At 68.1% G+C, this 19,505-nt stretch carries 21 protein-coding genes and 1 tRNA gene; 14 read left to right on the top strand and 8 right to left on the bottom strand.

Annotation, left to right across the window (positions count from 1 at the left end; translation table 11 throughout):
- Positions 1 to 15 precede the first annotated feature (15 nt).
- From Q0812_RS13555 to Q0812_RS13540, 4 genes are all read left to right on the top strand, one after another.
- Complete coding sequence (locus Q0812_RS13555; protein ID WP_302110886.1) at positions 16 to 690, top strand: glutathione S-transferase family protein; 675 nt, start codon at positions 16 to 18, stop codon at positions 688 to 690.
- A gap of 36 nt (positions 691 to 726) precedes the next feature.
- A complete protein-coding gene (locus tag Q0812_RS13550) occupies positions 727 to 921 on the top strand; it encodes a hypothetical protein (RefSeq protein WP_302110885.1) in 195 nt (64 codons plus the stop codon).
- Positions 922 to 1,034: 113 nt separating this feature from the next.
- Entirely contained in the window at positions 1,035 to 1,508 is a 474-nt protein-coding gene (gene greA / locus Q0812_RS13545) for a transcription elongation factor GreA (protein WP_302110884.1), read from the top strand.
- Positions 1,499 to 2,482: a mitochondrial fission ELM1 family protein gene (locus Q0812_RS13540; RefSeq protein WP_302110883.1), complete on the top strand. Its 984-nt coding sequence runs from the start codon at positions 1,499 to 1,501 to the stop codon at positions 2,480 to 2,482. Before greA ends, Q0812_RS13540 begins: the two co-directional genes overlap by 10 nt.
- Here Q0812_RS13540 and Q0812_RS13535 read toward each other — a convergent pair.
- Entirely contained in the window at positions 2,479 to 2,733 is a 255-nt protein-coding gene (locus Q0812_RS13535) for a glycine zipper domain-containing protein (protein ID WP_302110882.1), read from the bottom strand. The two genes, Q0812_RS13540 and Q0812_RS13535, sit on opposite strands and share 4 nt — an antisense overlap.
- A 77-nt stretch (positions 2,734 to 2,810) precedes the next feature.
- On the opposite strand from Q0812_RS13535, the gene trxB reads away from it, so the two are divergent.
- On the top strand, positions 2,811 to 3,812 hold the full coding sequence (trxB, locus tag Q0812_RS13530; protein WP_302110881.1) for a thioredoxin-disulfide reductase: 1,002 nt from the start codon (positions 2,811 to 2,813) through the stop codon (positions 3,810 to 3,812).
- Here the strand turns inward: trxB and Q0812_RS13525 are convergent, their stop codons facing one another.
- From Q0812_RS13525 to Q0812_RS13510, 4 genes are all read right to left on the bottom strand, one after another.
- Positions 3,813 to 4,769 (bottom strand): aldo/keto reductase, encoded by a 957-nt coding sequence (locus Q0812_RS13525; protein WP_302110880.1) that lies wholly within the window; start codon positions 4,767 to 4,769, stop codon positions 3,813 to 3,815.
- Between the two features lie 55 nt (positions 4,770 to 4,824).
- The gene (locus Q0812_RS13520) at positions 4,825 to 5,232 is read right to left on the bottom strand and encodes a response regulator (protein ID WP_302110879.1); all 408 of its coding nucleotides are present in this window, start codon (positions 5,230 to 5,232) and stop codon (positions 4,825 to 4,827) included.
- A 10-nt stretch (positions 5,233 to 5,242) separates the two neighbouring features.
- Entirely contained in the window at positions 5,243 to 7,174 is a 1,932-nt protein-coding gene (locus Q0812_RS13515) for a PAS domain-containing protein (protein WP_302110878.1), read from the bottom strand.
- A gap of 83 nt (positions 7,175 to 7,257) precedes the next feature.
- Positions 7,258 to 8,295, bottom strand: a complete 1,038-nt coding sequence (locus Q0812_RS13510) for a cell wall hydrolase (RefSeq protein WP_302110877.1) — start codon at positions 8,293 to 8,295, stop codon at positions 7,258 to 7,260.
- Positions 8,296 to 8,535: 240 nt separating this feature from the next.
- Here Q0812_RS13510 and Q0812_RS13505 point away from each other — a divergent pair, with 240 nt between their 5' ends.
- The 9 genes from Q0812_RS13505 to Q0812_RS13465 all read left to right on the top strand — a co-directional run bounded on the left by Q0812_RS13505 (position 8,536) and on the right by Q0812_RS13465 (position 18,289).
- Positions 8,536 to 12,168, top strand: a complete 3,633-nt coding sequence (locus Q0812_RS13505; protein WP_302110876.1) for a PAS domain-containing protein — start codon at positions 8,536 to 8,538, stop codon at positions 12,166 to 12,168.
- Positions 12,169 to 12,260: 92 nt separating this feature from the next.
- Positions 12,261 to 13,334, top strand: a complete 1,074-nt coding sequence (gene nadA / locus Q0812_RS13500) for a quinolinate synthase NadA (RefSeq protein ID WP_302110875.1) — start codon at positions 12,261 to 12,263, stop codon at positions 13,332 to 13,334.
- Entirely contained in the window at positions 13,331 to 14,827 is a 1,497-nt protein-coding gene (locus Q0812_RS13495; RefSeq protein WP_302110874.1) for an L-aspartate oxidase, read from the top strand. The genes nadA and Q0812_RS13495 overlap by 4 nt, the downstream gene beginning before the upstream one ends.
- Complete coding sequence (gene nadC / locus Q0812_RS13490) at positions 14,824 to 15,678, top strand: carboxylating nicotinate-nucleotide diphosphorylase (protein ID WP_302110873.1); 855 nt, start codon at positions 14,824 to 14,826, stop codon at positions 15,676 to 15,678. Before Q0812_RS13495 ends, nadC begins: the two co-directional genes overlap by 4 nt.
- 48 nt (positions 15,679 to 15,726) lie before the next feature.
- A complete protein-coding gene (locus tag Q0812_RS13485; protein WP_302110872.1) occupies positions 15,727 to 17,082 on the top strand; it encodes a hypothetical protein in 1,356 nt (451 codons plus the stop codon).
- 64 nt (positions 17,083 to 17,146) lie between these two features.
- Positions 17,147 to 17,223, top strand: a tRNA-His gene (locus Q0812_RS13480).
- A 122-nt stretch (positions 17,224 to 17,345) separates the two neighbouring features.
- Positions 17,346 to 17,597, top strand: a complete 252-nt coding sequence (locus tag Q0812_RS13475) for a hypothetical protein (protein WP_302110871.1) — start codon at positions 17,346 to 17,348, stop codon at positions 17,595 to 17,597.
- Between the two features lie 59 nt (positions 17,598 to 17,656).
- Positions 17,657 to 17,845, top strand: a complete 189-nt coding sequence (locus Q0812_RS13470; RefSeq protein WP_302110870.1) for a type II toxin-antitoxin system HicA family toxin — start codon at positions 17,657 to 17,659, stop codon at positions 17,843 to 17,845.
- 18 nt (positions 17,846 to 17,863) lie between these two features.
- Complete coding sequence (locus tag Q0812_RS13465) at positions 17,864 to 18,289, top strand: type II toxin-antitoxin system HicB family antitoxin (RefSeq protein WP_302110869.1); 426 nt, start codon at positions 17,864 to 17,866, stop codon at positions 18,287 to 18,289.
- Positions 18,290 to 18,355: 66 nt separating this feature from the next.
- On the opposite strand, the gene Q0812_RS13460 is transcribed toward Q0812_RS13465, so the two are convergent.
- From Q0812_RS13460 to Q0812_RS13450, 3 genes are read right to left on the bottom strand one after another with little or no spacing between them, the layout of a single operon-like run.
- Positions 18,356 to 18,682 (bottom strand): hypothetical protein, encoded by a 327-nt coding sequence (locus tag Q0812_RS13460; RefSeq protein ID WP_302110868.1) that lies wholly within the window; start codon positions 18,680 to 18,682, stop codon positions 18,356 to 18,358.
- Positions 18,582 to 18,905 (bottom strand): hypothetical protein, encoded by a 324-nt coding sequence (locus tag Q0812_RS13455; RefSeq protein ID WP_302110867.1) that lies wholly within the window; start codon positions 18,903 to 18,905, stop codon positions 18,582 to 18,584. Before Q0812_RS13455 ends, Q0812_RS13460 begins: the two co-directional genes overlap by 101 nt.
- Entirely contained in the window at positions 18,902 to 19,480 is a 579-nt protein-coding gene (locus tag Q0812_RS13450) for a glycoside hydrolase family 19 protein (protein ID WP_302110866.1), read from the bottom strand. The genes Q0812_RS13455 and Q0812_RS13450 overlap by 4 nt, the downstream gene beginning before the upstream one ends.
- Positions 19,481 to 19,505: the final 25 nt, after the last annotated feature.

The raw sequence follows: 19,505 nt of genomic DNA, 5'->3' as shown, positions 1-19,505 counted from the left end.
CAAAGGAGCGGCGCGATGATCACCGTCCATCACCTTGAAGCCTCACGCTCGTTCCGCACCGTCTGGCTGCTGGAGGAGCTGGGCGTCCCCTACGAGCTGGTCCAGCACAGGCGCGACAAGCGCACCATTCGGGCCGGCGACGAGCTGAAGGCGGTCCATCCCCTGGGCAAGTCGCCGGTGATCGTGGATGGGCCGGTCGTCCTGCCAGAATCCGGCGCGATCCAGGAATATCTGTTGAACCGGCACGATCCGGAGCACCGCCTGCGCCCTCCGGTGATGGCGCCCGAACGCATCGCCTACGACTTCTGGACCCACTTCGCCGAGGGCTCGGCCATGGGTCCCCTGTTGATCAAGCTGATCGTGGCCCGCGCGCCCACACAGGCCGCCTGGCCGGTTCGCGGCATTGCGCGGAAGGTGCTGGAGAAGGTCGATCAGGCCACCGCCGAGCCGCAGCTGCGTTCCATCTTCAGCTATGTGGAAACCGAACTCGGCAGGCGGCCCTGGTTCGCAGGGGATCGCTTCACCGGGGCCGACATCATGATGAGCCTTCCCCTGCTGGCGGCCGTCACACGCTGGCGGAAACCCGACCAGCTGCCGCGCTCCGCCGACTTCCTGAAGCGCATCCGCGAACGGCCCGCCTTCCGAGCGGCCGAAGGGCGGGCCGGGAAATACAATCTGCCGGGCGGCTGAACCTCGGCTCAGGCCACGCGTTCAGCTTATATGAGCTTGAAATCCGTACACTTCCTCGCCAGCGGCGGCGCAGCGCTGCTTCTGTTCCTGGCGCTGGCCGCCGTCGGTGTGGCGCTGGGGGCCGCTCTGGTGAGCGCCTTGGCTGTGGCCCTGCTGGCTCTTGTGGGCTGGACGATCCTGCGGCGCAGGCTTCCCGCCCTGCGATCTCGCACCCGCGAAGGCGGCTCTTGAATCCCTCGCCCCCCCGTCCTATCCTTGAGTATGACCGACCGCCTCCGCCCGCGGTCGGTTTTTTAGTCCCCAAGCGTCCTTCCTAAATTCGGGCGAGCAAGAACAAATCGCACATGGAAAAAGTGCCGATGACGGCCGAGGGCTTTCGTGTCCTCGACGAAGAACTGAAGCGTTTGAAGACGGTGGAGCGGCCCAGCGTGATCGCCGCCATCTCCGAGGCTCGCTCGCACGGCGACCTGTCTGAGAACGCGGAGTACCACGCCGCCAAGGAGCGCCAGGGCTGGATTGAGGGCCAGATCGCCGAGATCGAGGACAAGATCAGCCGCGCCCAGGTCATTGACGTCTCAAAGCTGTCCGGCAGCCAGGTGAAGTTCGGCGCCACCGTCACCGTGGTCGACGAAGACACCGAGGAGGAGGGCCGCTATCAGATCGTCGGCGAGCACGAGGCCGACGTGAAGGCTGGCCGGATCTCCATCTCCTCGCCGATCGCGCGCGCCATGATCGGCAAGGAGACCGGCGACGTCGTCGAGGTGAACACCCCCGGCGGTGTGAAGGCCTACGAAATCCTCAAGGTCGAGTGGAAGTAGATCCTTCCAAGCCCCTGACCATCTGGGCCGTCTCCGACGGCCGCGCCGGCATCGAAAACCAGGTCCTTGGCCTGGCCCAGGCCATTGCGCGGCTGGCTCCGAGCGAAATCGCCGTCAAGCGCGTGGCGTGGAGGCGATGGGCTGACCGCCTGCCCTCCATGCTGAAGATCGCCCCACGCCGGATGCTCGCGAAGGGCTCGGACCCTCTTTCTCCGCCCTGGCCGGAGGTCTGGATCGCCGCCGGGCGGGCCACCCTGCCGCTTTCAATAAACGCGCGACGCTGGTCGCGTGGGCGAACCCTGGTGGTGCAACTTCAGGACCCGCGATGGCCGACCCGGCTGTTCGACATGGTGATCCCGCCCGAGCACGACGAGGTCGAGGGCGACAACGTCTTTCCGATCCTGGGCTCGCCCCATCGCGTGACCCCGGCTCGGCTGGATGAGGCGCGGGCCCGGTTCGCGCGCCTCGCCGCCCTGCCCTCGCCGCGCTGCGCCGTGCTGATCGGCGGGCGATCGAAAGTCTTCGACCTGAGCGACGCTCACGCGGCCGCCCTGGCGGACCAGATCGCTAGGGCGGTGGGTTCAGCCGGCGGATCGGCCATGGTCACCTTTTCACGCCGCACGCCACCCTCGGCGGCAGAGGCGCTGAGGGCCCGCCTGTCGTCCCTGGCGGGCGAGGTCTGGGACGGCGTGGGCGACAATCCCTACTTCGGCTACCTGGCCTACGCCGACCACATCCTGGTCACCGAGGATTCCACCAACATGGCCGTCGAGGCCGCCGCGACGCGCAAGCCCGTTCACATCCTTCCCCTCGAAGGCGGCGCGCCGCGCTTCGCCCGTCTGCATCAGGCGTTGGAGGCGCGTGGAGTCAGTCGCCGCTTCGAGGGAACATTGAACGCCTGGTCCTACGAGCCGCTTGATGAGACGGGACGCGCCGCCCGGGCCGTGCTCGAGGCCATGGCCGCGCGCGGTTAGTCGCCGCCGCCCTCTCCGCCACCCTCCCCATGCCCGTCCGCATGGGGACCATCGCCACCCTCGCCGGGCTTTCGCTTGGCCGCAGAGCTCTCCAGCGCCGCGCCGAGGCCGCCGCCGATGGCGAGGCCGACGCCCAGGCCCAGCGCCAGATTGTCCAGCGCGATCCCCAGGGCGGCGCCCACCGCCACGCCGACTCCCATGCTCATCGCCAAACCCTGACCTGGCTTGAGGCCCTTCTTTTCGTCGCTCATGGCGCCCTCCGATCGATCCCCAGCAGCCTAGCAGACACACGGTCGATTCCGCGCGGAATCGCGCCTATCTAGACGCCATGTCCGATCCTCGCCCCGTCCGCGTCGCCATCATCGGCTCAGGCCCCGCCGGCTGGACCGCCGCCATTTATGCGGCCCGCGCCCTGCTCAACCCGGTCATCATCACGGGCATGCAGCCCGGTGGGCAGCTGACCATCACCACCGATGTCGAGAACTATCCCGGCTTCGCCGACGTCATCCAGGGGCCGTGGCTGATGGAGCAGATGCAGAAGCAGGCCGAGCATGTTGGGACCGAGGTCATCAACGACCTGGTGACCAGCTGCGATCTGTCGGCCCGCCCCTACCGGCTGACGCTGGATTCCGGCCCGATTCTTCTGGCTGAGACAGTGATCATCTCGACCGGCGCCCAGGCGAAATGGCTGGGCTTGCCCTCCGAGCAGAAGTTCCGCGGCTTCGGGGTCTCGGCCTGCGCCACCTGCGACGGCTTCTTCTATCGCGGCAAGACGGTGGCGGTGGTGGGCGGCGGAAACACTGCCGTCGAGGAGGCCCTGTTCCTCACCAAATTCGCCGCCAAGGTCATCCTCATCCACCGCCGCGGCGAGTTCCGGGCCGAGCGGATCCTTCAGGACCGGCTGTTCGCCGAACCCAAGGTCGAGGTCATCTGGCATCATGAGGTCGATGAGGTCCTGGGCGCCGAGGACCCGCTCAGCGTCAGCGGCCTGCGCCTGAAAAACGTCGAGACTGGCGAGAGCCGGGTCATAGACGTGGATGGATTCTTCGTCGCTATCGGCCATGCCCCCTCGTCCGAGCTGTTCAAGGGTCAGCTGGAGATGAACGACGGCGGCTACTTGAAGGTGCGGCCCGGCTCGACGGCCACGGGCATCCCTGGCGTCTACGCCGCCGGGGACGTCACCGACGACATTTACCGTCAGGCGGTGACCGCGGCCGGCATGGGCTGCATGGCTGCGCTTGAGGCCGTGCGCTATCTGGCCGAGCAGGACCATGCCCGCGCCGGCGATCCCATCAGCCATCACGAGGCCGAGAAGATCGGCGTCTGGTGATCAGGCCCTGAGAGCGTCCAGCCACGCGACGGAGTCCGCTGACAGGCCGACCTCCAGGGCGCGGGCCAGCTCTTGAAGCTGGTCCTCGCTGGTGGCGCTGGCTATGGGCGCAGTCAGGCCCGGCCGGGTCAGCAACCAGGCCACAGCCGCCTGGCCGGGCGTGCAGCCCTCGGCTGCCGCCACCTCCCGCAGCGCGCCAAGCGCCTGAAGGTTCTCCGCGCTCATATAACGGCCCGCCCCGCCGGCGCGCGCCCGGCCCAGCAGGTCGGCTTCGCTTGAGTACTTGCCGGTCAGAAAGCCGGCCGCCAGGGCGTAGTAGCTGATGGCGCCCACATCGTTCGCTAGACAGGCGTCGCGTAGCGCCGGCTCAAACCCTTCCCTGTCGAGAAGATTGTAGCGCGGCTGCACCGACTCGTAGCGAGCAAGGCCGTTGGCGTCACTGACCTCAAGGGCTTCCGCCAACCGCTCGGCCGTAAAGTTGGAGCAACCGATCCAGCGCACCTTGCCGTCCCGCACAAGCCGGTCGAAGGCGGCCAGGGTCTCCTCCATCGGCGTCGTGGGATCATCGCTATGCGCCTGATAGAGGTCGATTCGCTCCACCCCCAGTCGGCGCAGGGACGCCTCGCATCCCTGGATGATGCGTTCGGCCTTCAGGTTCCCGCCCTCGGTCTTGCCGGCCGCCCACCCCACCTTGGTGAAGAGCAGCACGTCGTCGGCCCGGCCACGGCGCTTCAGCCAACGCCCGATCACGGCCTCGGACTCCCCGCCCGAGTGTCCCTCGACCCAGAAGGAGTAGACGTCAGCCGTGTCTATGGCGTTGAAGCCTGCGTCCACCCAGGCGTCGAGCAGGCGAAACGACGTCGCCTCATCCGCCGTCCAGCCGAAGACGTTGCCGCCGAAGACAATAGGGACGATCTGCAGATCGGTCCGGCCGAGCCGGCGCTTGTTCGCACGCATGGCGCAAGACTAGCGGCTGGGCCGCCGAGGACCAGCGGCGAAAGTTGCGGAAGTCTCAGCCGAAAGCCCGCAGCGCTTCGGGCGGACTGACGTTCTGGTCGCCCAGACGGCGGCGCAGCGCGTACTCCACGACCGACAGGATCGATTCCTCGTCGGTCGGCTTGGGCAGCACCCCGATGGTTCCGGCGATGCCCTCGCGCATCAGGCCGGGGTTGGCCGTGACATAGACCACAGTGGCGCCGTGCTCATTGGCCAGCTCGCGGCCGACTTCCATGCCTGTGGGCCCGTCAGCGAGGTGGATGTCCACCAGAGCCAGATCCAGTTGATTGGTGAGGGCGATTTCGCGCGCGGCGTCTGCGTCGGCGGCGATGCCGACGACAGAGTGGCCCTGGTCCGTCAGGAGCATCTCCAGCTCCATGGCGACCACCCACTCATCTTCCACGATCAGGATACGTGCAGACATAGGACCACGATCAACGAGAAAGCCTGGCCTGGGTTCCCAATGAAGACGCGGCGCGCCGGGGCCGCGACATCGCTGCCACAGGCAGGGTGACCAAGACCTTAAGCCCGTCTGTTTCCCATACCCGTTCCAGATCGCCACGCAGCTGGGCGACGACGCTGTGGCGGGCCAGCGTGCTTCCAAAACCTTCGCGCGACGGCTCGCCCGCGACCGGAGGCCCGCCTGTCTCTTTCCAGGTGATGTGAAGCTCCTCGCCATCGCGCCGGATTGTGATCCCGACGCACCCGTCAGGGGTCGACAGGGCTCCGTACTTGGCTGCGTTCGTCGCCAGTTCGTGGAAAAGCAGCGCCAGGGGCGTAGCCACCTGATCGTCGAACTCCACGTCGTCGCCCTCCAGGCGGACGCAGGCGGGCTCTCCCTCGCCACGCCGGTAGGGCTCGAACAGGGACATGAGGAAGGGCCGGAGCGTTGGTCCCGGTTGCATCTTGCTCGACACGCGGCTGTGTGGCCGCACGAACTCATGCGCCCGCGCCAGGGCGCCGATCCGCCGCTTCAGCGAACCGGCGAAGGCCTTGCCCTCGGGATGCTCGCGCGCGGACAGGCTGATCAGGGCGGACATCACCGCGAAGATGTTCTTGATGCGATGGCTGAGCTCATGACTGAGCAGTTCGCGCTGTTCCTCTCCCTGCTTCAGATCGTGGATGTCGGTGCAGGTGCCGAACCAGCGCCTGATCCGGCCATCCCCATCCCTCAGAGGCAAGGCGCGGCCCAGCGTCCAGCGAAACTCGCCGCTGTGATGCCGCAGGCGGTACTCGACCTCATAGGGATCGCCGGTTTCGAGCGAACGTCGCCACCGGCTCCACGCGCGCTCCTGGTCGTCGGGATGGAACATTTCCGCCCAGCCCTCGCCGTCCGTGGAGCCTTCGGCCATGCCGGTGAACTGGTACCAGCGCGCATTGAAGTAGTCGTGCAGGCCGTCCGGGGTCGTAGACCAGACCATCTGCGGCATGGCGTCAGCCAGGGCGCGGAAACGCGCCTCGCTATCGATCAGGCTCCGGGCCGTCTCCTCGAGTTCGGCCTCCATTTGCTTGCGCTCGGTGATGTCCACCACCACCCCGGGAAAGCGCAGCGGTTTCCCATCCTCGCCGATCAGCACCTCCCCGCGCGCCAGCACCCACCGCTCGCCGTAGGGGGAGATCACGCGATACTCGGCTTCATACCCACCGCCCGCGCGAAGAGACTCATTGATGATTCGGGCGACGCGGTCGCGATCCTCGGGATGGATCGCGTTCACGAACGTGGCCAGCGGCAGTCCCCGCGCCCCTTCCTCGGGATCAACGCCGAACATGCGCGCGAAACGCGCGTCGGTGATCACCTTGTCGCCCCGGACGTCCCAATCCCAAGCACCCACGACCTGAGACGCGGCCAGCGCCGACTCGAGGCGGCGGGCGTCCGCTTCTCGGTCCAGCGCCATGCGGCGGAGCTGCAGATGGTCCATCACCTGCCGCGCGAGAAGCTCAAGGTCCGACGCTTGCTGTGGCGTCAGCCCAGTCGGTCGAGGCTGCGTGTCGATGACGCAGAGGGTGCCCAGCCTCTGCCCTTCGGGCGTGACCAGGGGCGCCCCGGCGTAGAACCTCAGTCCGAAGTCTCCGGTGACCAAAGGATTGTCGGCGAACCTGGGGTCCTTGGCGGCGTCAGGCACCACCATGGTCTCGTCACTGAGAATGGCGTGGCGGCAGAAGGAGATTTCTCGCGGCGTCTCCCTGGCCTCTACGCCGACCCTGGCCTTGAACCACTGCCGGTCTTCGTCAACGAGGCTGACGAGCGCCCTCGGCGCGCTGCAAAGACGGGCCGCAAGCTTGGTGAGGTCGTCCAGTGCGGCCTCGGGCTCCGTATCGAGCACCTGATAATGGCGCAGGCTGGCTAGCCGAGCGGATTCAGCCACCCCTGTCGTGTCGTCCGCTGCATCCAAGCCCTGATCCCTTTCCCCCAAAGCCGCAGGCATAAAAGCGTGACAGCAGAAAGGGTTCAATCTGAACCCGAGGGCGCAGGCCGGTTCACCTCCTCGACCTCCAGCTCGGTGACCCCCGGCGGCGGGGGCGCGGCCTTCTCAAGCGCCGAAAGGCGGGCGTTGATCTCCGCCACCTCGTCCCGTGTCGGCAGGCGTCGGCCGCCCAGGCTGACGACCCCGACGGTCCGGGTCTGGCCATTGATCTGGACCGTACGCACCTCTTCGGCGGCCCCCGCCGATTCCAAGGCCTGGGCCGCCTCGACGGCCTCCATGACGCGGGGCCGGGCGAACCGCGCCTCGTCAATCACGGGCTCCGCCCCTGCATAGGGCTTGGAAAAGGCGGCCGTTTCGCCAGCCGCGCCCGGCCAGCGGTAAAAGATGTGGGCGCCGATCTGCGCCAGCTTCACAAGCGCCGGGCTCCACCAGGCGTAGACATAGTCGGCGTGATAGTGGGTCGCTGTCCCCACCTGGGCGGCCACGCGCCCGGCCAGGGCCTGCCGCGCCGTCTCCTCCGCTCGTCGCCAGGCCCAGTCCACCGGCGGCCGCGATAGGGCGCCGTCACAAGTAAAGCTGAACTGGCAGCCCGTGATGCGCTCAGCGCCCTGATAGACGACGCCGCAGATGCTGTTGGGATAGTTCTGGTCGCGCACCCGGTTCAGCACCACCTGGGCCACGGCCAGCCGCCCGGCCTCATCTTCCAGCGCCGCTTCGTAGTACACGGCCTGGGTGAGGCAGCGCAGAGCCCGCCTGCGGTCGGCCTCGCTGCGCGGCGCGAACCGGAACGGCGTCGCCGGCCGCACCATGTGGGACAGCGCGGGAATGGCGTCGTTCAGGCGCAGGGCGCGCGCGCCGTCCACCGTGGAATCCAGCAGCGAGGGCCGCCCCGCCAGGCTGATGCTTGTCCAGCCTGGGGTGAACACATCGATCGGCGTCAGTCCGGAAGCCCGCCGCAGCGCCGCTGCGACGCCGGAGGGCATGGCGACCATTTCGGCGGCCAGGTCCCGCGACGGCGCGAGCGTGACCCCCTCACCGCCGACCGCTGAAGCGCTCAGCACCACCGCCAGCGCCGCCCACGCGGGCCCAGGAAGCCTCCGGCGCAAATGGGTCCAGTATCGGCTAAGGTGACGGATGACGGGCTCCCGCGAGCGGCTGAGTCAGTTCACATGCCACCACAGGACTGTGGCGGCCAGAGGGACGCAACGAAAGCCGAGCTTGAGCGTTCCGGCAGATCGCAAGTCTCGTGCGAGGGGGAAGTTTTGAAGGGGAGGAAGGGGGCGCGCTTCAGTCTGGAGGCATTGGTACGGCGTCTGGCCCTGGCGCCGGAGCCGTCAGTGCTCTCAGCCGCCCTTACGGGTCTTGCTGCAGCTGCGACCGTTCTGCTCGTGCGTCTGGCCCTGACCCCTGTCCTGGGCGCGACGACCGGCTTCATCCTTTTCCTGCCTGCGGTGCTCGCTGTCGCCCTGTGGAAAGGCCGGATCGGCGGCCTGACCGCCCTCTTGGCCTCTGGTCTCCTGGCTTGGGGGACCGCCGTCTCCACCCAGGGCGCCGAGGCCGATTTCGCCAGGCTGGCGACGGGGCTGACGATCTTCATCGTCGTCGGCCTCGCGCTGGCCGAAATCGCCGTGGCCCTCCGACGCGACATGAGCGCGCTCAACGACAGCCTTGAAGCCGAGCGTCGCGCCCGCGCCGCCAAGTCCGAGACGGAGTCGCGTTTCAGCATGGCCCTGCAGGCCGGGCGGCTGGGCGCCTGGGAGTGGGATCTGGCCTCGGATCGCCTCGCCGTTTCCGACGGCTACCGTTCGAACTGGGGCGTCGAGGTCGAGGACGGCGTCGCCTATCTGGACCTGGCGTCAAAGGTGCATCCGGACGACCAGCCGGCGGTCATGGCGGCCCGGTCGCGGGCCCTGCTGGGCGAGCCCTACGAGGTCGAGTACCGGGTGCCCCAGCCCGACGGTTCCATCCGTTGGTGCGCCAGCGAAGGCCGCCCTCAGTACGACGCCTCTGGCCGGGTGACGAAGGTGCTCGGGGTCAACCGCGACATCACCCCCCAAAAGGTGGCGGAAGCCTCGCTGAGGGAAAGCGAACAGCGTTTCCGCCTGCTGAGCGAGGCCGCGCCGGTCATGCTCTGGATGAGCGGCCCGGAAGGCGAGTGCCAGCACCTGAACCGCGCCCTGCGGGCCTTTTGGGGCGTGTCGGATGACCTTTCGCTGTTCAGCTGGTCAGACACGCTTCATCCCGACGACGCCGGGATCGTCTGGCGCGCGACGGCCGCCGCCTTGGAGGCCGAGGCGGCCTTCTCCGTCGAAGCTCGGTATCGCCGGTACGACGGCGAGTGGCGCACGCTGACCACCGAAGCCCTTCCCCGTTTCGATGCCGACGGAGCGTTCCTGGGGATGATCGGCGTCAATGTTGACGTGACGGACGCCCGTCGCGCCGAGGCCGCGCTAAGGCATAGCGAAGCCCGATTCCGCGCCGTCGCCGACAACATCCCCCAGATCGCGTGGATGGCCGACGCCGACGGCGACATCTATTGGTTCAATGACCGCTGGTACGAGTTCATCGGAGCCGATCCCGCCGACGGAATGACTTGGGACTGGAATACGATTCTTCATCCCGATTATTGGGGGGTCACGCGAGAGCGCTTCTTCAGCAACGTCGCTGCAGGAGAACCGTGGGAAGACACCTTCCCGATGCGCTCCGCCGCAGGAGAGTGGCGCTGGTTCCTGTCCCGCGCCCGACCGATTCGCGATGAGTCAGGCGCCATCACCCAGTGGTTTGGGACCAACACCGACATCACCGACCTGCGCGAGGCGGAGCGCGTTTTGCGCGACGAGCAGTCCCGCAAGGACTTCCTCATCGGCCTGTCCGACCGCCTGCGCGAGGTTAGCGATCCTGACGACCTGATGCGCGTGGCGGCCGAGGCCGTGGGCGCGCACCTCGAGGCGGACCGCGCCGGCTTCGGCGAGGTCGACGAGGCGGAGGAGCGGCTGTCGATCCGCAACGCCTGGGCGCGCGACGGCGCCGCCGACCTGACCGGTCTGTGGACGATGCGGGATTTCGGGCCGCGACTGCTCGCCGACCTCAAGCGCGGCCGTCCCTTCGCTATCGCGGACGTGTGCAGGGACGCACGCACAAAGAGCCACGCCGACGCCTACGAACGCATCGGCGTGCGCGGCTTCCTCGGCGCGCCCCTGGTGCGCGGCAACCACCTCATCGCCCTCTTCTTCGTCCACACGAACGAACCCCGCGAGTGGACCGAGGCGGAGGCCCAACTGGTCCAGGAACTTGCAGCCCGCAAGTGGGCCGCGCTTGAACGGGCGCGCGCCCAGGCCGCCGTGCGGGAGAGCGAGGAGCGCTTCCGCGCGATAGCCAATAGCGCGCCGATCCTGATTTGGGTGACCAACGCCGACCGAACCCGGGCCTTCGTCAATGAGACCTATGTCCGCTTTCACGGCGGAACCTATGAGGACGCCCTGACGGCGGACTGGCGCGCCGCCCTGCACCCCGACGACATCGACCGCGTGATCCGTGAATCTCTGGCGGGGGAAGCCTCACGAAAGGCCTTCCCGCTCGAGGCTCGCTACCGGCGCCACGACGGCGAGTACCGCTGGCTGCGCTCCTACTCCCAGCCGCGCCTCGACCGGACGGGGGCTTTGGCGGGTTTTGTGGGCGTGGCATACGACATCACAGAGGCTAGGCAAGTCGAGCGCGACCTCACCCGCCTCAACGAACTTCTCGAAGAGCGCGTCGCCGCGGCGCTTGAAGAGAAGTCTCGCGCCGAAGAAGCCCTGGTCCACGCCCAGCGCATGGAGGCGGTCGGGCGCCTGACGGGCGGCGTGGCGCACGACTTCAACAATCTTCTGACGGTCGTCATCGGCGGCCTCGAGATGATCCTGAAATCACCCGAGGATACGGGTCGGCTAAAACGCTTGGGCGAAGCGGCGCTGTCGGCCGCCCGCCGTGGCGAGCAGTTGACGCACCAGCTTCTGGCCTTCTCGCGCAAGCAGGAGCTGAGACCTCAGGTTCTCAACCTGACCGCCCTGATACGCACCGGCGCGCCGCTGTTGAAGCGGGCCGTCGGCGAAGCGGTCGAGTTGCGTCTGCCGCGCACGCGCAAATCTCTGATGGCCAGCGTGGACGCAGGGCAGTTCGAGGCGGCCCTGCTGAACCTGATCGTGAATGCGCGCGACGCCACTCCGGGCGGCGGGCGAATCACCATTCGCTGCGAGGCCGCCAGTCTGGCCGAGGATCAGGTCCGAGGACTGCCCGCCGGCGATTTCGCTCGGGTCTCCGTGGAGGACACGGGCTCGGGCATCCCGCCCCATGTGCTGGACCGCATATTCGAGCCCTTCTTCACGACCAAGGATGTCGGCAAGGGCACGGGTCTGGGGCTATCGCAGGTCCACGGCTTCGCCCACCAGAGCGGCGGCGGGGTGGAGGTCAAGAGCGAGCCTGGCCGCGGGACCACCGTCTCGATCCTGTTGCCACTGCTCGAGGCGAGCGAAACAGCGGAGCCGGCGCCGCCCTCGCCTCGTGACCGCTCTCATCTGTCCGGCCGCACAGTGCTCCTGGTCGAGGACGACATGGCCGTGGGCGATATAGCGGCCGACCTTCTCCAGGGGCTCGGCCTCAAGGTCGAGCGGGCGGGCGATGCGGGCGAGGCTCTCTCGAAGCTGTCGCAGAGCGGCTTCGACCTCTTGATGACTGACATCATCATGCCGGGCGGCATGAACGGCGTGGCGCTCGCTCGAGAGGCCATCTCCCGCCGGCCCCGCTTGGCGGTGCTGCTGAGCTCGGGCTATCCCGGCGACAGCCTAGGCGACGCTCTGCAGGACGTTCCCTGGCCCCTGCTGCGCAAGCCTTACGACGAGGCCGAGCTGACCGAAGCCCTCACGGATGTGCTGACGAACGCAGCCTCGCCGAACTGATTTTGCCGGGCTGCGCTTGCACCGGCCGCCGAGAGGCCTATCTTACGTGAGACTTATGCTCATCTATAGCATAAGCGTAGGGAGCGACGACCATGGCGGACGGCGGGTTCACGGCGGCGGTCGAACGAGAGACCTCGGCAATCTGGGATAAGGTCAAGGAACGCGTCTCGCCTCTGGAATGGCGAGTGCACGCCCCCCTCATCGCCGAGATCAATGCGCTCAAGCGGGAGCGCAATGCGGTCATCCTGGCGCACAATTATATGACCCCGGAAATCTTCCACGGCGTCGGCGACTTCGTCGGGGATAGCCTCGGGTTGGCCCGTGAGGCGGCCGCGTGTGACGCTGCGGTGATTGTCCAGGCGGGCGTGCTCTTCATGGCCGAGACCTCCAAGGTGCTGGCGCCGGACAAGACGGTTCTCATCCCTGATCTGCGCGCCGGATGCAGCCTCGCCTCATCCATCACGGCGGCGGACGTCCGGCTGATCCGCCAGCGCCACCCCACCCTGCCCATCGTCGCCTATGTGAACACAACGGCCGAGGTGAAGGCCGAGGTCGACATCTGCTGCACCAGCGCCAACGCCGTGCAGGTGGTCGAGCACGCCGCCCGCGAATGGGGCGTCGATACCGTCATCCTGCTGCCGGATGAACACCTGTCACGCAACGTCGCGGCCCAGACGCGGGTGCGTATCCTGGCCTGGAAAGGCGCCTGCGAGGTCCATCAACGCTTCGACGCCCAGGATGTTCGCGACATGCGCGCCGCCTACCCTGACGCCGAGATTCTCGCCCACCCCGAATGCCCCGCCGACGTTCTGGCCGAGGCTGACTTCGCCGGTTCAACCGCCGCAATGGCGGACCACGTGGCCAGGAAAGGCGTGGGCCAGGTGGTGCTGCTGACCGAGTGCTCCATGGCCGACAATCTGATGGCCTCGGCGCCCGGCGTGCAGTTCCTCAAGCCCTGCAACCTGTGCCCGCACATGAAGCGGATCACCCTGGAAGGCATACGCGACTGCCTCGTGACCGGCCGCCATGAGGTGACTGTCGATCCGGGCGTGGCTGAACGCGCCAGGCTGGCTGTCCAGCGCATGATCGATCTGCCCACACCGCCGCAGGGTCGCGGCTATGCTCGCGAGCGACTGGGCGCGGCCGTCGACCTGTTATGGGCGTGACCACGCAGGCCGAGCGCCGCCGCTTCGACGGGATCGTCGTCGTCGGGGCTGGCCTCGCCGGCCTGTCCGCTGCCCTGTCGGCGGGGCCCTGCCCCGTCCTTCTGGTCTCGCCTGCACCGTTGGGTCAGGGTTGCGCCTCCGCTTGGGCCCAGGGTGGCGTCGCGGCCGCCGTGGGCGAAGACGACAGCCCCGCCCTCCATGCGGACGACACGCTCGCGGCGGGCGCTGGCCTCTGTGATCCGGAGGCCGTGCGGGATCTGGCCGCCTCGGCGCCGCAGGTGATCGAGCGCCTTCTCGCCCTGGGCGCTCCGTTCGATCGTGATGCGACGGGTCGGCTGCTGCAAAGCCTGGAGGCCGCGCACAGCCGCCCCCGAGTCGCTCGCATCGGCGGGGACGGCGCCGGCCTGAAGTTGACTGAGGTGGTGATGCGGGCCGTGCTCGCCGCCGCCCATGTCACCGTCCTGGAGAGCGCGACTCTAAGGGGTCTGATGACGGGACCAAACGGTGAGGTCCGCGGCGTCGTCCTGTCTCGGGGGCAGCGCGTCACCGAGATCGCGGCCCGGGCGGTCATCCTGGCCACGGGGGGCTTAGGCGGGCTTTACGCGGTGACCACCAACCCGCCTCAGCTGCAGGGGCATGGTCTGGCGGTGGCTGCGCGAGCAGGGGCCAAGGTGGCGGACGCCGAGTTCGTGCAGTTCCACCCCACCGCGCTCGACGTCGGCGCCGATCCAGCCCCGTTGCTGACGGAGGCCCTGCGCGGTGAAGGGGCCCGGCTGATCGGACGGGACGGCAGCGCCGTCATGGAGGGTGTCCATCCTCTCGGCGATCTGGCGCCGCGCGATGTGGTCGCCGCCGCCGTTCACACTCACGCCCACATGCATGGGCAGGTTTTCCTCGACGCCCGAGTGATTGGGTCCGAGTTCCCCAGCCGTTTCCCTGGCGTATTCGAAGCTTGCCGCCGCTTTGGTCTCGATCCGCGTGATGAGCCCCTCCCAGTCGCGCCGGCCGCGCACTATCACATGGGGGGCGTTCACGCCGACCTGCACGGTCGCACCAGCCTGGCGAACCTGTTCGCCGCGGGTGAGTGCGCCCGGACCGGCGTCCACGGCGCGAACCGGCTGGCGTCCAACGCCCTTTTGGAGGCCGCTCTGGCCGGTCATCGCGCCGGCCTGCTCGCCTCCGCGGCTTCCGAGGTCCCGGGCCGGATCGCGACGCGGGGCTATGGCTTGGACCTGCCCCCCCAGGCGCTCGCGCAACTTCGGCAGGGCATGAGTCGCCATGCCGGCGTTGTCCGCGACGAGGCGGGCCTGAACGAGCTGTTGGGCCTGATTGCGCGTCTTGAGTCTGGTCACCCCGACAGCCTGTCTCTGACAGCCGCTCGAATCCTTGCAGCGGCGGCTCTTGCGAGGCGGGAGAGTCGCGGGGCACACCTGCGCTCCGACGGTCCAGTCGCCCCAGTTCATTCGCCGCTCCAACCCAAGGCCGCCGCATGATCCCGCGCCCCGCCCCCCTGCCCGACTTCCTCATTGAGCCCGTGGTTCGCCTGGCGCTGGCGGAAGATCTGGCTTCCGCCGGAGACGTGACCACGGCCGCTTGTCTTCTGCGCGACCGTCATCAGTCTGTCCGCCTGACGGCCCGGACCGAGGGTGTCCTGGCCGGGCTGGATTGCGTGCGGATCGCCTTCCGCGCGCTCGATGCCGAGGTCAGGTTCGAGCCGCATAGGTCCGACGGCGACACGCTGGAGCCGGGCGCCGCGGTCGCCACCGTCAGCGGTTCGGCCAGGGCCATCCTGGCGGCCGAGCGCACGGCGTTGAACCTCGTTTGCCACCTCAGCGGCGTCGCCACTCTCACCCGCGCCTACGTGGACGCCGTGGCGGATCTGCCGGTGCGTATCGCCGATACCCGCAAGACCCTGCCGGGGCTGAGGGGGCTCCAGAAATACGCCGTCGCCTGCGGCGGCGGCCTCAACCACCGCCACAGTCTGGCTGACGCCATCCTCATCAAGGACAATCACATTGCGGCGTGTGGCGGGGCGGCCGCCGCTCTGCAGACCGCCCTGGAGCGACGGGGGCACCTGACGAGCGTCGAAATCGAGGTCGATGATCTGGATCAGCTGGGCGAGGTCATCGGCCTGGGCCCCGACGTCGTTCTGCTGGACAACTTCACCATCCCGGATCTGAAAAAGGCTGTCGATCTTGTGGCGGGCCGGGCGCGGATCGAGGCCTCGGGCGGCGTAAACCTACAGACTGTGCGGGCGGTGGCGGAGACTGGCGTCGACGTCATCTCGGTCGGCGCCCTCACCCACTCGGCGCCGGTTCTCGACCTGGGACTCGACGCGGCCTGATTCCGCAAGATCGACCGCGCATCCAACCTCAGTCCTGATAGCCTCTTGATGTCGAAGGGCGGTATCGTCCTCGCCGAACCACCGGGGGACACCGTCATGCATCTGGATCGTCGCAGCCTCTTCGCCGGCCTTGCCGGAGGATCCCTAGCCCTGACAGCGGGCGGCTCCCAGGCGCAGGAGCCGGCTCCGGCCCCGCCGGCTCCCCAGCCCGCCGCCCCGCCTGCGGTGCTTGGGCGCCTGACGGCCGCGGCGGAAGCCAACCGGCTGCGTCTCGATCACAACGACGGGGCCTTCTCGGGCCCGGCCTGGGACGCCCTTCTGTCAGAGGCGCGGGCCGCCAAACACTTCCTCCTCGGCGAAGAGCACGGCATCGCCGAGAACGCGCGTCTGGCCGGCCAGTTGTTCGAGGCGCTGGGCGGCGACGGGTACGACCATGCCGTGATCGAAACCTCCCCGCCCATGGCCGACGCGCTCGACGAGGCGGCAAAGGGAGGATTGGACGGCCTGCGCGCCTTCTTCGCTCAGCCGGGCAGCTTCGCGGCCTTCTTCACCATGCGCGAGGAGGCCGAATGGCTGGCCACGGCCCGCGCGTCCCGTCCCGGGGTGCGCCAGGTGCTCTGGGGTCTGGACTACGAGATGGGCGCGGACCGCCGCCTGATCGGCCAACTTGAGGAAATGCCCAAGCCGCCTGCCGCCCAGACCGCGCTTGAGACCCTGAAGCGCGCCTCAGCCGAGTCCTGGGCGCAGTTCGAGCAGACCCGCAACCCGCAGTTCATCTACGGCTTCAGCGGCGACCCGGCGCTGGTGCAGGCGGTGCAGGCCTCGTGGCCAGACGCGCCCGAGGCGGCCCAAGTGATCCTGACCACGCTCGAGCGCACCTTCGTGATCAATCGTGACTTCGGGGCCGGGCAGAACTGGCGCTCGAATCAGACCCGCAACGACCTGAACCGCGCTAACCTGCGTCGCTACTGGCGGGCGGCGCAGGCCGAGGGCCGGCGCCCCAAGCTGTTCTTCAAGTTCGGGGCCAGTCACATGGTCCGCGGCGTCAGCCACACAGAGACGTTCGACCTTGGGACCATGGTCGCGGAGATGGCCGACATGGACGAAGGCCGCGCCTTCCACCTCTTGGTTTTGCCCGGCCAGGGCGCTCGCACGGCGGTCTTTAACCCTTCAGCCTTCACCTACGAGCCGTCGGAACCGCGCGGCGACTACGCCGGCCCCCTCGGGCCGCTTGTCCGGGCGGCCTGGCCAGACGCCATGACCCTTATCGACCTGAGGCCGCTCAGGCCGTTGCTGAGCGCCGCCCAGGCCCGTCGCGTTGAGCGGGATCTGGCCCGGACAGTCCACGGCTTCGACGCCGTTCTGGTGATGTCAGGCTCCACGCCGTCCCAGAACCTGGTTTGAAGCTCAGACGCGCTTGATCGGACGGGGCGAGGCGGCTAAAAGCCGCCTCTCTGCATTTCGCAGCGCCGCCTTAGCTCAGTTGGTTAGAGCGCCAGATTGTGGCTCTGGAGGTCCCCCGTTCGAACCGGGGAGGCGGTACCATTCTAATACATTGCGATAGTTGGTGATTTCCTTCCGGCCCCCACCGGGGGCGAAATCGACTGTTACACCGTCGTTACACCTCGCGTTACACTTTCCCGTTCCCCCTGCGTTCTGGACCCGCCATGGGCGACTTCCCCACACTCGCGCACTGGACGGACCAGGGGATCGGGCTGGACATCTTCTGCGCCGCGCCCTGCCACCACCATGCCGGTATGACGGCTTCGGAGGCCCTGGCCGCCTTCGGGCCTGAAATGACCCTGGGCCAGATCGCCGCCCGCGTCCGCTGCTCCAAGTGCGGCCGCAAGGGCAAGGCCCAGGTCCGCTTCGGCATCGAGGACTATTATCGTGGGGTCGCGGGCGTGGGGCGGTGCTAGTGTGTATTTATGCGCATTATGTGTTGACGCCATCCCCATGAATGTGTATCACTACACACATGGACAGCAAGACGGTCATCAAGGCTCTGGAAAGAGACGGGTGGGTCCGGGTCGGCCAGACCGGCTCGCACATCCAGTTCAAGCACCCCGCCAAGCCGGGCCGGGTCACGGTCTCCCACCCCCGCAAGGACATTCCGGTCGGAACCCTTCGGTCGATAGAAAAGCAGAGCGGCCTCACCCTCCGGTGAGGCCCGAAAGGTCAGCAGATGGATAAGGTCTATTACGTCGCCGTTCTCGAACCCGCCTCGGGCAGCGAGTGGGGCGTCTATTTCCCCGATCTGCCCGGCTGCACGTCGGGCGGCGACAGCATGGAAGACGCGGTGCGCGAGGCAGGCGAGGCCCTGGCGCTCCACCTCTCCGGCATGAAGGAGGACGGGCTGGAGGCGCCCAAGCCGCGCGGCCTGCACGACTTCGGCCCCGAGGACGTTCACGGCGATCCGGAAGCCGTGGTGCTCGTGGCGGTGCCCGCCAATGCGCCTACCGAGCCGGAGCGCGCGGAACGCATCAACCTCACCATGAACCCCCGCCTCTTGGCCAGGATCGACGCCTACACCAACGCGGTCGGCATCTCGCGGTCGGCTTTCCTCGCCATGGCGGCGCGCCAAGCTCTTGTGCGCGAGCGAGCGCCATAGGCCCTGAAACGCAAAAAGGCCGCCCCTCCGGGGTGGAGAGGCGGCCCAAGCGGTCGGATTGTGCGTCTATCGTCGCCAGACGGCCCACCAGGGGCGCTCGATCCGCGCCCGGGTCTCCGCATCCCGGCGCTCGCAGGCGGCGATGATCTGATACCCCGTGCGCTTGTCGTCATTGGCACGGTTGAGCTGGACGGTCTCGGCGGTCCCGTACAGCTGCCAGTCCAGCGCCGGGTCGCCGCTGTTCCCGATCTCGGCGTGTGGCGTCTCCCGCGTCAGGATCGGCGCCGCAAGGTCACTGCATCCGGTCGCAATCGGTACGGTGCTGCAACCGGCAGAGCTGACGCCTAGCGACAGCATTCCGATCAGCAGGATCGGCTTGGCGGATGGCTTCATGGGCTTGCTCCAGTTCAACGGCGCCGGCGTCTCCCCGCGCCTCCAGTTCATTGATCTCGCGGATGGCCTCGACGGCGGACACGGTGCGGCCCTCGGCCATGGTCTGATCGTTTCGGGCCTCGCGGGCGTCCTTCCGGGCGCCGCACCAGGCCAGCAGCAGGATCACCGCCGCGACGGCGGCCGCCAGCATCAGGATCGTTCGGAGAGGAAGGATGCGGGTCACAGGATAATCTCCTTGGCCTTGGCCGTCCGCGACCTGCGATCTGCGAGGCCGTTCAGGCCGCCATTGATGCGCCGGGTGATGGCCTCCAGCTGGTCCGCATCGGCAAGGGTGTTCAGCCCCCGGTCGCTCCAGTAGAGGCAGCCGCACAGCAGGCCGATGGACGGGTGCGAGACGATCTCCGGGTGGGCCTCAAGGTCGATGCCCAGCAGCCGCCCGAAACGGCGGTAGTTGGCGCGACCCGTCAGCTGGATCGGGCCACGACCCTTGTATCGCCTGCCGTCGCCCGCAACGGTGTTGCCCAGGTCCGCGCGGCCCTCGTAGGCTTGGCCACTGGCGATCTCTTCCATATAGCGGAAGCCGCCACTTTCATGGGCGCACTGGCCCATGAAGTGCGCGAGCCTCAAGCCGCTGTCGAGGATGCCGTAGGTCCGGAAGTGGACCGCCGCCGCCATGCCCAGTTCGCCTGCGACCGACGGCGCGGCGCCCATCCGAGCAAACAGGGCCCGCATGGTATTGGGGCCGATCACCCCGTCAGCGGCCACGCCAAGGGCGGCCTGGAGCTTCTTCGCGTCCATGGCGATCTCCTTTCAGGTTGTGATG

The sequence above is a fragment of the Peiella sedimenti genome (genome assembly GCF_030504955.1).
Classification (GTDB): Bacteria; Pseudomonadota; Alphaproteobacteria; order Caulobacterales; family Caulobacteraceae; genus Brevundimonas; species Brevundimonas sedimenti.
This window is presented reverse-complemented; position numbering and strand designations above follow the sequence as displayed.